The organism is Streptomyces hirsutus (assembly GCF_001418415.1).
GTDB classification, from domain to species: Bacteria; Actinomycetota; Actinomycetes; order Streptomycetales; family Streptomycetaceae; genus Streptomyces; species Streptomyces hirsutus.
Window position 1 is genome coordinate 1 of record NZ_LIQT01000371.1, and the last position, 11,518, is coordinate 11,518.

10 protein-coding genes are annotated in these 11,518 nt (G+C 73.2%); 3 read left to right on the top strand and 7 right to left on the bottom strand.

What is annotated here, in order from left to right; genetic code table 11:
• The first annotated feature begins 8 nt into the window (after window positions 1-8).
• On the top strand, window positions 9-614 hold the full coding sequence (locus tag AOK11_RS26345; protein ID WP_206188929.1) for a cupin domain-containing protein: 606 nt from the start codon (window positions 9-11) through the stop codon (window positions 612-614).
• Window positions 611-1,021 (top strand): rhodanese-like domain-containing protein, encoded by a 411-nt coding sequence (locus tag AOK11_RS26350; RefSeq protein ID WP_055596213.1) that lies wholly within the window; start codon window positions 611-613, stop codon window positions 1,019-1,021. The genes AOK11_RS26345 and AOK11_RS26350 overlap by 4 nt, the downstream gene beginning before the upstream one ends.
• Window positions 1,022-1,038: 17 nt before the next feature.
• Here the strand turns inward: AOK11_RS26350 and recX are convergent, their stop codons facing one another.
• From recX to AOK11_RS26385, 7 genes are all read right to left on the bottom strand, one after another.
• Window positions 1,039-1,878 carry a recombination regulator RecX gene (recX, locus tag AOK11_RS26355; protein ID WP_055596214.1) on the bottom strand — a complete coding sequence of 280 codons (840 nt, stop codon included), beginning with the start codon at window positions 1,876-1,878 and terminating at the stop codon, window positions 1,039-1,041.
• Window positions 1,879-1,881: 3 nt separating this feature from the next.
• Entirely contained in the window at window positions 1,882-3,003 is a 1,122-nt protein-coding gene (recA, locus tag AOK11_RS26360; protein ID WP_055596215.1) for a recombinase RecA, read from the bottom strand.
• Between the two features lie 296 nt (window positions 3,004-3,299).
• Window positions 3,300-4,589, bottom strand: a complete 1,290-nt coding sequence (locus AOK11_RS26365) for an AI-2E family transporter (protein ID WP_206188928.1) — start codon at window positions 4,587-4,589, stop codon at window positions 3,300-3,302.
• Between the two features lie 59 nt (window positions 4,590-4,648).
• Window positions 4,649-4,843, bottom strand: coding sequence for a DUF3046 domain-containing protein (locus AOK11_RS26370; protein WP_055596217.1), 195 nt, complete (start codon window positions 4,841-4,843; stop codon window positions 4,649-4,651).
• 241 nt (window positions 4,844-5,084) lie between these two features.
• Window positions 5,085-5,393, bottom strand: coding sequence for an AzlD domain-containing protein (locus AOK11_RS26375; protein ID WP_055596218.1), 309 nt, complete (start codon window positions 5,391-5,393; stop codon window positions 5,085-5,087).
• Window positions 5,390-6,094 carry an AzlC family ABC transporter permease gene (locus AOK11_RS26380; protein ID WP_240497493.1) on the bottom strand — a complete coding sequence of 235 codons (705 nt, stop codon included), beginning with the start codon at window positions 6,092-6,094 and terminating at the stop codon, window positions 5,390-5,392. The genes AOK11_RS26375 and AOK11_RS26380 overlap by 4 nt, the downstream gene beginning before the upstream one ends.
• Window positions 6,046-7,062, bottom strand: coding sequence for an AraC family transcriptional regulator (locus AOK11_RS26385; RefSeq protein ID WP_055596220.1), 1,017 nt, complete (start codon window positions 7,060-7,062; stop codon window positions 6,046-6,048). The genes AOK11_RS26380 and AOK11_RS26385 overlap by 49 nt, the downstream gene beginning before the upstream one ends.
• Window positions 7,063-7,164: 102 nt before the next feature.
• On the opposite strand from AOK11_RS26385, the gene AOK11_RS26390 reads away from it, so the two are divergent.
• On the top strand, window positions 7,165-11,518 hold a 4,354-nt coding region (locus tag AOK11_RS26390; RefSeq protein WP_055596221.1), incomplete at its 3' end, for an ATP-dependent helicase.

The following is an 11,518-nucleotide window of genomic DNA, read 5'->3' on the forward strand; positions in this document are numbered from 1 at the left end:
GGTGCCACGTGTCTGCTTCCCCTGTGCTTCCCCCTGCCCTCCCCGCGTCTCCCGCGGTCTCCGCGTCCGGTGCGGCTCCCGGCCCGACCGCTGTCCCGGGTACGGCCTCCCTCGCTGCCGCCGGCCCCTCGCAGGCGGACCTCCTCGACTTCGTACGACGCGTCGCCGCCGACGCCGAGCTGGTCGCCTCGCTGCCGCTCGATCCGGAGGGCCGCACCTGGGTACGGCTCGACGGTCCCGCGGGCAGCGAGGCCTGGCTGATCGGCTGGCCGCCCGGCACCGGCACCGGCTGGCACGACCACGGGGAATCCCTCGGGGCCTTCATGACCGCGTCGGGTGAGTTGAAGGAGAACTCGCTCTCCGTGCGGCTGCCCACCGACGGCTGGAAGACGCTGGAGCTGAACGACGGCGTGGACCGGGAGCGCCGGCTGGCGGCCGGCCAGGGCCGCGCCTTCGGCCGGCACCACGTGCACGAGGTGCTCAACGAGTCCCCGGAGCGGCACGCGGTCTCCGTGCACGCCTACCATCCGCCGCTCCCCCTGATGCGCCGGTACAGCCGCACCGGCCCGACACTGCGTCTGGAGCAGGTCGAGCGCCCGGCGGACTGGCAGTGAGCGGGGCACCGGAGAGGGCCGCCGACGCCCCGGGGATCGACGAGCTGCTGGAGCGGGTCCGCGCGGGCTACGAACGCATCGAGGCGGTTCCCGCCCACGAGGCCGCCCGCGACGGGGAAGCCCTGCTGGTCGACATCCGCTACGCCGCCCTGCGCGACCGGGACGGGACGATCCCCGGCGCCCTCGTCGTCGAGCGCAACGAACTGGAGTGGCGTCTCGACCCCCGGGGCAGCCATCGCCTGCCCGAGGCGACCGGCCATGACCTGCGCGTGGTCGTGATCTGCAACGAGGGCTACGCCTCCAGCCTGGCCGCGGAATCCCTGCACCGGCTGGGACTCCGCCGGGCCACCGACCTGATCGGCGGCTTTCAGGCCTGGCGGGCGGCGGGGCTGCCGGTCCGGACGTAGAGCGGGCCGGCGGGTTCTCAGTACCCGCCGTCCTCCAGGAACTCCGTGTCCTCGCCCTCCTCCTCCAGCGCCTGCCGGACCACACGCAGGGCGAGGCCTTCGGGGTAGCCCTTGCGGGCGAGCATGCCGGCGAGGCGGCGGATCCGCTTGTCGCGGTCGAGTCCGCGGGTGGAGCGCAGTTTGCGGGCGACGAGCTCGCGCGCGGTGGTCTCTTCCTGTTCGGAGTCGAGCTGGGAGACGGCCGCGTCGATCAGCGTGGAGTCGACGCCCTTGGTCCGGAGCTCCCGGGCAAGGGCGCGCCGTGCCAGGCCCCGGCCGTGGTGCCGGGACTCGACCCAGGCGTCCGCGAAAGCGCTGTCGTTGATCAGTCCGACCTCTTCGAACCGGGACAGCACCTCCTCGGCGGCCTCGTCCGGGATCTCCCGTTTACGCAGGGCGTCGGCGAGCTGTTTCCGGGTGCGCGGGGTTCCGGTGAGCAGACGCAGACAGATCGCCCGCGCCCGCTCGACCGGGTCCCCCGGAGACTCCTCCCGCTCGGCCCTCGGTGAGGAGGAGTCGTCCCCGTCCGCTGCGGCCGCCTCGCCGAAAGCCCGGCGTCTGCGTCCACCACGCGGCCCGCCGTCACGCGAGCCGTTCCCCCGTGAGCCCTCTGCACGACGGGACCCGGCGCCGCGCGGGCGTCGGCCACCACCCGGGTCCTCACGGGAGAAGTCGCCGAAGAAGCCGTCCTCGCCGTTGGCGTCCCCGTACGCCCGGTCACCGTTCGCGGCCGGGTCGTCGCCGCTTCCGGTGCCCGCCCCCCGTGGGGCGCCGGAAGCGGCGGACTCGTACTCGGCCCAGTCGGTTCGTCGGGTCACGGGTCAGCTCTTGACCGCAGCGGCCTTGGACTTGGTGGTCTTGGCCGCCGGAGCCGGAGTCGCGGCCGCGTCGGCCGGAGCGGCGGCGCCGACGGCATCCGCGCTCTTCTCACCGGCCGGCTCCTCGGCCTGCACGCCGATGCCGAGCTTCTTCAGGATCTTCTTCTCGATCTCGTTGGCGAGATCGGGGTTGTCCTTGAGGAAGTTACGGGAGTTCTCCTTGCCCTGGCCGAGCTGGTCGCCCTCGTAGGTGTACCAGGCACCGGCCTTGCGGACGAAGCCGTGCTCCACGCCCATGTCGATCAGGCCGCCCTCGCGGCTGATGCCCTGGCCGTAGAGGATGTCGAACTCGGCCTGCTTGAAGGGCGGCGCCACCTTGTTCTTGACGACCTTGACACGGGTGCGGTTGCCGACCGCGTCGGTGCCGTCCTTCAGCGTCTCGATCCGGCGGATGTCCAGACGCACCGAGGCGTAGAACTTCAGCGCCCGGCCACCGGTCGTGGTCTCCGGCGAGCCGAACATCACGCCGATCTTCTCGCGGAGCTGGTTGATGAAGATCGCGGTGGTCTTGGACTGGTTGAGCGCGCTGGTGATCTTCCGCAGCGCCTGGCTCATCAGGCGGGCCTGCAGACCCACGTGGCTGTCACCCATCTCGCCCTCGATCTCCGCGCGCGGGACGAGCGCCGCGACGGAGTCGATCACGATGAGGTCGAGGGCGCCGGAGCGGACCAGCATGTCCACGATCTCCAGCGCCTGCTCACCGTTGTCCGGCTGGGACAGGATCAGGTTGTCGATGTCGACGCCGAGCTTCTTCGCGTACTCGGGGTCGAGGGCGTGCTCCGCGTCCACGAAGGCGACCTGACCGCCGGCCTTCTGCGCGTTGGCCACCGCGTGCAGGGTCAGGGTCGTCTTGCCGGAGGACTCCGGCCCGTAGACCTCCACCACACGGCCGCGGGGCAGGCCGCCGACGCCGAGGGCCACGTCGAGCGCGGTCGACCCGGTCGGGATGACCTCGATGGGCTCGTTCGTCCGGTCACCCATGCGCATGACCGCGCCCTTGCCGAATTGCCGTTCAATTTGTGCGAGTGCGGCGTCGAGCGCCTTCTCGCGGTCGGTTCCTGCCATGGGTTCCACCCGATTTGCTTGAGTCGATCGCTTCACGTCAATGACGCTAGCGCCTGCCACTGACAACGCCCCCCGACGCACCTCCAGCCTGTGGACAACCAGGGCCCACTCCTACACGAACCGGGCGATAACGCCCACCTTTGGGACTCATCGACACCCCAATGAGAATAGATGTTCGATTTTCATGTCAAGCGCATCCCTCGGCACCCTCACGAGTCGTTCACCCTCCGGCATCCGCTCGGGGCCGGTGGTTCACCTCGTCGGCCTCGAGCAGGTGGTGAAGCGGTATACCGGGCTCAGGAGTCCTCGGTGTCCCCGCTCCGGGGGCGCGCCGAGCCCGGTCGGCGCGCCCAGAGGTGCCGGGCGCGGACGACGAGGGTCCGCCGCTCGCCGGAGCCGGGGCCGCCGTCACCGGGGCCTGTCCCGCGGTGGCCGTGCACGCGGGGATCGTCGGTGACGTCGTAGCGCTTCACGTACGCGCCCAGGAACGCCTGGAGGGTGGCGACCGCGGGAATGGCGATCAGCGCGCCGACGGCGCCGAGCAGGGCGGTGCCCATGACGACCGAGCCGAAGGCGACCGCCGGGTGGATGTCGACGGTCCTCGAGGTCAGCTTGGGCTGCAGTACATAGTTCTCGAACTGCTGGTAGATCACCACGAAGATCAGCACCCACAGCGCGTACCAGGGGTCGACCGTGAAGGCGATCAGCATGGGCAGGGCGCCCGCGAGATAGGTGCCGATGGTGGGGATGAACTGCGACACCAGGCCCACCCACACGGCGAGCGCGGGCGCGTAGGGCACCTCGAGGATCTCCAGCAGCACGTAGTGGGCCATGCCGGAGACCAGCGCCATCAGTCCGCGCGAGTACAGGTAGCCGCCGGTCTTGTTCACGGCGATCTCCCACGCGCGCAGCACCTCGGCCTGGCGCGCGGGCGGCAGTACGGAGCAGATGGCGCGGCGCAGCCGCGGGCCGTCGGCGGCGAAGTAGAACGAGAACAGCATGATGGTCAGCAGCTGGAAGAGGCCCCCCAGGACCTGCGTGGAGACGTCCAGGACGCCGGTGGCGCTGTTCTGCACGTAGTTGCGCAGCCAGTCGGAGCGGAGCAGGCCCTCCTGGATGTCCACCCGCCGCAGTTCGGTGTGGAAGTGCGTGTTGACCCAGTTGATGACGGAGTCGAGGTACTGCGGGAAGTCCTCGACGATCTTGATGATCTGCCCCGCCAGCATGGATCCGAGCAGGGTGACGAAGCCCGCCGTCGCGATCAGCACTCCCAGGAAGACCAGGAAGGTGCCCAGCCCCCGGCGCACCCCGCGCGCGGCCATCCAGCTCACCGCGGGCTCGATGGCGAGCGCCAGGAAGAACGCGATGAGAATGTTGATCAGCAGACCGGTGAGCTCGTGGAAGGCCCAGCTGCCCAGCTGGAACAGGGCGATCAGCGCGAGCGCGAGCAGCATGGCACGCGGCAGCCAGCGCGGCATGCGGGAGCCGGGCGGCGGGGCCGCCTCGCCCGTCGGAGGGCCGGGCGGCGGCGTGCCTGGTGCGGAGGGATGCCGGACTGCCTGCTCGGTCTCTTCGGTGGGTGCCACGGAGCAAGTCTCGCCCACACCACCGGCAGCCGTCTGCCCTCCGGCGATCTCTGTGACGATCAGCGCTTTTCCCGGGGAACCCCCATCACCGCGCAGACCACCTGCCAGACGTCCTTGGCGGCCCAGCCGGCCTCCAGTGCCTCGTGCACGGTGCGCCCGTCGAGTTCCGACATGACGTGATCGCGCGCGAAGGTGTCGGCGTAGCCCGTGCCGAAGTGCTCCGCCATTCGTTCCCAGAAGACCGTCAACCGCATGCCCCCAGTATCCCGTCCGCGGGGGTGAGCCGGTTCGGGGACCGCCTGCCGGTCGAGCAGCGGGAGGACGGCGGCCGCCTCGTACGGTGGCGTAGATGGGCGCCCGCCCCCGCCCTGGAGGCCCGCCCGAGGGTGTCCGTCGACGCATCGCGCACGCTCACGGCGTACGGCCGCGCGATCGGCCGGCCGAAACCGAGCCCGCCACCGGCCGCGACCATCCGGTCCACCGCTCGGCGCAGCCTCACCCGCCCAGGGCCCGGACTCCCGCCGTCACGGCCACGGCCGCCCCGACGACGACCAGGAACGGGGCGCGCAGCATCAGCGCCACGGCGGCGGCCGCGAGTCCCACCGCCCGCGCGTCCAGCACGAGCGTCCGGCCGTCGGCGAAGGTCTGCTGGGCGGTCAGGGCGGCGAGCAGGGCGACGGGCAGCAGGGCGGCGAGCCGCCGGACGAGCGGCCGTTCGAGGGCGCCGGCGGGCACCAGGAGTCCGGCCAGTTTGACGGCGTAGCACCCGAGGGCGGTCACGCCGATCGCGATCCAGATGTTCAACGGTCCTCCTCCGGTATGCCGCCGCGCGCCGGCGCATCGCTCCGTTCCTTCGCGTCGCCCCGCCCGGTGCCCCTGCGGCGGCCCTGTGCCCACAGGACGGCCGGTGCCGCGAACGCGGCCACCAGGACCGGTACACCGGCGGGCAGGACCGGCAGCAGCCCGAGCCCCAGCAGGACGGCGAGCCCGGCGACCAGCCGTTCGGTGCCGGTCCGCAGCATCGGTGCGAGCAGGGCCAGGAAGACCGCGGGGCCGGCCGCGTCCAGGCCCCAGGCGTCGGTGTCCCCGATGGCCTCGGCGCCCAGCGCGCCGAGCAGCGTGGTGAGGTTCCACAGGACGTACAGGCTGAGCCCGGTGACCAGGAAGCCGATCCGGGCGCTGCGCCGGGTGGGCTGGGCGAGGGAGACCGCGGCGGTCTCGTCGATGACCCACTGGGCGGCGAACGGCCGCACCGCGCGCGGGAGGGCCAGCAGCTGGGACAGGCGCAGCCCGTAGAAGGCGTTGCGCACGCCCAGGAAGAACGCTCCGGCGGCGGCCGTGAACGGGCTCCCTCCGGCCGCCAGCGCCCCCACCAGGGCGAACTGGGACGCCCCCGTGAACACCAGCAGGCTGAGTGCACAGGTCTGCAGCAGTGTGAGCCCGCTGCCGGCCGAGGTCACCCCGAAGGCGAATCCGGAAAGTCCGACGGCGATGCCGACCCCCAGGGCGTCCCGGACGACGGCGCCGTCCGGTTTTCCGCCCGGAGCGGCCGCGTCGCGTGCCTCTGCGAGTGTTGTCTGTCGTTCTGCTGCCACACCCCGGACCGTACGTGGAACGTTCGCCGGGTGTCTTGTACGTTCTTGCGCTCCCGCTGGTAGGCGCCCGGCGGCACGCCGACGATCCGGCCGAAGTGCCGGTTCAGGTGCGGCTGGTCGGTGAACCCGACGGCGACGGCGGTCTCCGACGGCAACGTGCCCGCGTCGAGGAGCCGGCGTGCCCGCCGTACCCGGGCGTCGGTGAGCCAGGTGTGCGGCGGCATCCCGTAGGTGTCGCGGAAGGCCCGCAGCAGTGCGAACGGACTGGTCCCGAGCTCGTCGGCCAGTTGCTCGAGCGTCGGCGGCGCGGTCATCCGCTCCTCGAGCAGCACCCGCGCGCGTGCGGCGGTCCGGGCACCGGCCGTGCGCACCCGGCGCCGGGGCAGCGATCCGCCGTTCAGCCGGAGCAGCCGGGTCACGGCCACCCGCAACAGGGTGTCGGCGGCGAGCGCGTTGCCCTCGTCGGTGGCCCGCAGCACCTGGTGCACCAGACGAACGGCGTACGGGTCGTCGAGGACCGGTGTCACGAACCCCGGGGTGCCGCGCAGTGTGGTGGTCTCGGCGGCGATGGCCGCGACCACCTCGGGCGGCGGGTAGACCGCGCCGTACCGCCATCCCTCGGGCACGCCCGCCCGTCCGGTGTGCGGGGTGTCCGGGTTCACGAGTGCGAGTGTCCCGGCGCCCGCGTACTGGTCGGCCCCGCCGTGGTGGAAGACCTCCACCCCGTCGGCGATGGCGGCGATGACGAAGTTCTCGTGGGTGTGCCGCACGAACGACTTGCGGATGTAACGGGCCCGGAGCAGGTCGACGCCGGGCAGCTCGGCGTACTGCCAGTGCCGCGCACGCTCCTTTCCCGTTTCCGCTCCCGTTTCCGCCATACGGCCATTGTCACGCGCTCCCGCCGGTGCTCCCCGCCGGGTCCCGGGACCACGACCCGCCCGGTCAGCCCCGTTGTCAGTGCCCGGGTGCACGATGGACGCATGGTCAGCACTCCGCACCCTGCCCTGGACGGCTTCTCCGCCGCGACCCGCGGCTGGTTCACGGGGGCGTTCTCCGCGCCCACCGCGGCCCAGGCGGGCGCGTGGCGTGCCCTCCAGGAGGGTTCGGACGTGCTGGTGGTCGCTCCCACCGGCTCCGGCAAGACGCTGGCCGCCTTCCTCGCGGCCCTGGACCAGCTCGCCGCCGCGCCCCCGCCCGCGGACCACCACAAGCGCTGCCGCGTCCTGTACGTCTCCCCGCTCAAGGCCCTGGCCGTCGATGTCGAGCGCAATCTGCGCAGCCCGCTGACCGGCATCCGCCAGGAGTCCGTGCGCCTGGGGCTGCCCGAGCCCGAGGTGAAGGTCGGGATCCGCTCCGGCGACACCCCGCCCGCCGAGCGCCGGGCCCTGTCCACCCGCCCGCCGGACATCCTGATCACCACCCCGGAGTCCCTGTTCCTGATGCTGACGTCGGCCGCGCGCGACGCGCTGACGGGCATCGAGACGGTGATCCTGGACGAGGTGCACGCGGTCGCCGGTACCAAGCGCGGGGCGCATCTGGGGCTGTCCCTGGAGCGGCTGGACGAGCTGCTGCCCCGGCCGGCCCGCCGCATCGGTCTGTCGGCGACGGTCCGTCCGGTCGACGAGATCGCCCGTTTCCTGTCCCCGCGCGGCAAGGTGGAGATCGTCCAGCCGGATGCGGACAAGGAGTTCGACCTGTCCGTCGTGGTCCCGGTCGAGGACCTGGGCGAGCTGGGCGGCTCCCCGGTGGCGGACGGCTCGCAGGGGGCGGACGGCTCGGGAGCGGAGCGCCCCTCGATCTGGCCGCACGTCGAGGAACGGATCGCCGACCTGGTCCAGTCCCACCGTTCGACGATCGTGTTCGCGAACTCCCGCCGCCTCGCGGAACGCCTGTGCAACCGGCTCAACGAGATCGCCTACGAGCGGGCCACCGGCGAGACCCTGGACGAGCACCACTCCCCCGCCGAGCTGATGGGCGGGTCCGGAGCCGCCCAGGGCGCACCCGCCGTCATCGCCCGCGCGCACCACGGCTCGGTGTCCAAGGAGCAGCGCGCCCAGGTCGAGGAGGACCTCAAGGCGGGCCGGCTGCCCGCGGTGGTGGCCACCTCCAGCCTTGAGCTGGGCATCGACATGGGCGCGGTCGACCTGGTGGTCCAGGTGGAGTCGCCGCCGTCGGTGGCCTCGGGGCTCCAGCGGGTCGGCCGCGCGGGCCATCAGGTGGGCGCGGTCTCCACGGGCGTGGTGTTCCCGAAGTACCGGGGCGACCTCGTCCAGGCCGCCGTGGTCACCGAGCGGATGCGGACGGGCTCCATCGAGTCGCTGCGCGTTCCCGCGAACCCGCTGGACGTCCTGGCCCAGCAGATCGTCGCCATGACGGCCATGGACACCTGGCGGTTCGACGATCTGCTGGCGACGGTCCGCCGGGCCGCGCCCTTCGCCTCACTGCCCGAGTCGGCCTTCACGGCCGTGCTGGACATGCTCGCCGGACGCTACCCCTCCGACGCGTTCGCGGAACTGCGCCCGCGCGTGGTGTGGGACCGGGTCACGGGGGAGATCACCGGCCGCCCGGGGGCGCAGCGGCTCGCCGTCACCTCCGGGGGCACCATCCCCGACCGGGGCCTGTTCGGAGTGTTCCTCGCGGGCTCCGACCCCAAGAAGGGCGGCGGACGGGTCGGCGAGCTCGACGAGGAGATGGTCTACGAGTCCCGCGTCGGCGATGTGTTCACCCTCGGCACCAGTTCCTGGCGCATCGAGGACATCACGCGCGACCGGGTGCTGGTCTCCCCGGCCCCGGGCGTGCCGGGCCGGCTCCCGTTCTGGAAGGGGGACCAGCTGGGCCGCCCGCTGGAGCTGGGCCGCGCGGTGGGCGCCTTCCTGCGCGAGGTCGGCTCGCTGTCCCGGGAGGAGGCGCGTGGGCGGCTCCTCGCCGCCGGGCTCGACGCCTGGGCCGCGGACAATGTGCTGGCCTACCTCGACGAGCAGCGCCAGGCCTGCGGCCATGTCCCGGACGACCGCACCGTCGTCGTGGAGCGCTTCCGTGACGAGCTCGGCGACTGGCGGGTCGTCGTGCACTCCCCGTTCGGCGCCCAGGTGCACGCCCCGTGGGCGCTCGCGCTCGGCGCCCGTCTCTCCGAGCGGTACGGCATGGACGCCCAGGTGATGCACGCCGACGACGGCATCGTGCTGCGCCTGCCGGACGCCGACCTGATGGGCCTGGACCTGCTCGACCAGGAGCCGGTGCGGGCGGGCACCGAGTACGACGCGGACCAGGCGCCGCTGGGCGCCGCGGACGTCGTCTTCGACAAGGGGGAGGTCGACCAGGTCGTCACCGACCAGGTGGGCGGCTCGGCACTGTTCGCGTCCCGCTTCCGCGAGTGCGCCGCCCGCGCGCTGCTGCTTCCGCGCCGCAACCCCGGTAAGCGCACCCCGTTGTGGCAGCAGCGCCGGCGTGCGTCCCAGCTGCTCCAGGTGGCGGGCGAGTTCGGCTCGTTCCCGATCGTCCTGGAGGCGGTCCGCGAATGTCTCCAGGACGTCTTCGACGTCCCCGGGCTCGTCGAGCTGATGGGCGACCTGGAGTCCCGCAGGGTGCGGCTCGTCGAGGTCACCACTCCCGAGCCGTCCCCCTTCGCCCGCTCCCTGCTGTTCGGCTACGTCGCCCAGTTCCTGTACGAGGGCGACTCCCCGCTCGCCGAGCGCCGCGCGGCGGCCCTGTCGCTGGACTCGAGGCTGCTGGCCGAGCTGCTCGGCCAGGCGGAGCTGCGCGAGCTGCTCGACGCCGAGGTGCTGACCGAGCTGGGGCGTGAGCTGCAGTGGCTCACCGAGGACCGACGGGTCAAGGACGCGGAGGGGGTCGCCGACCTGCTGCGCGTGCTCGGCCCGCTCACCGGGGCCGAGCTGGCGGAGCGGGGCGCCGAGCCGCAGTGGGCGGCAGACCTGGCGTCGGCACGCCGCGCGATCCGGGTCCGCGTCGCCGGCACGGAGCACTGGGCGGCGATCGAGGACTCCGGCCGGCTGCGCGACGCGCTGGGCACGGCGCTGCCGGTCGGTGTACCGGAGGCGTTCACCGAACCGGTCAAGGACCCGCTCGGCGACCTGCTCGCACGGTACGCGCGCACGCACGGCCCGTTCACGTCGGCCGCGGCCGCGGCCCGCTTCGGGCTGGGCGTGGCGGTCACCGAGGGCGCCCTGCAGCGGCTCTCGGCGGCGGGCAGGGTCGTCCAGGGCGAGTTCCACCCGGCCGGGATCGGCCAGGAGTGGTGCGACGCGGCCGTGCTGCGCCGGCTGCGCCGCCGTTCCCTGGCCGCCCTGCGGCACGAGCTGGAACCGGTGCCGCCGGCCGCGCTCGCCCAGTTCCTCCCCCAGTGGCAGCACATCGGCAAGGGGCACGCACTGCGCGGCGTCGATGGTCTGGTGCGCGCGATCGAGCAGTTGCAGGGTGCGTCCGTGCCCGCGTCCGCCCTGGAGAAACTGGTCCTGCCCTCCCGGGTCGCGCACTACTCCCCCGCGATGCTGGACGAGCTCACGGCCACCGGCGAGGTGGTGTGGGCCGGTGCCGGTTCCCTCCCGGGCAAGGACGGCTGGGTCTCCCTCCATCTCGCGGACGCGGCCCCGCTGCTGCTGCCGCCACCGCACCCCCTGGAGACGACCGCCCTGCACCAGTCGGTCCTCGACGCCCTCTCCGGCGGCTACGGGCTGTTCTTCCGCCAGATCGCCGACCAGGTCCGCGCCACCACCCACCCCGAGGCCACCGACCCCCACCTGGCCGACGCCGTCTGGGACCTGGCATGGTCCGGCCGGCTGACCAACGACACGCTCGCTCCCCTGCGCTCGCTGCTGGGCTCGGGCCGCACCGCGGGCTCCACCGCCCACCGCGCGAAGCGCCAGGTCCCGCGCGGACGCTACGGCTCACTCACGGCTGCCGCCCGCGGCGCCTCCCGTACCGGCCCGCCGACGGTCGCCGGTCGCTGGTCGCTGCTGCCGGAGCGGGAGAGCGACCCCACGGTCCGCGCCCACGCGCTGGCCCGGACCCTGCTCGACCGGCACGGGGTGGTCACCCGGGGCGCGGTCGCCGCCGAGGGCGTCGAGGGCGGTTTCTCCGCGGTCTACCGTGTTCTGTCGGCCTTCGAGGAGACCGGTCAGGCCCGTCGCGGCTACGTGGTGGAGGGCCTGGGGGCCGCCCAGTTCGCCATGGACGGTGCGGTGGACCGCCTCCGCGCGGCGGCCAACGCCCGCGAGCGGGGCGACGCCTTCCCCGGGCCCGGCCCGGACGACCCGTTCGAGGGTGGCCCTTTCGGTGCCGGCCCTGACTTCCCCGGCGGCCCCGATCCCCTCGCCC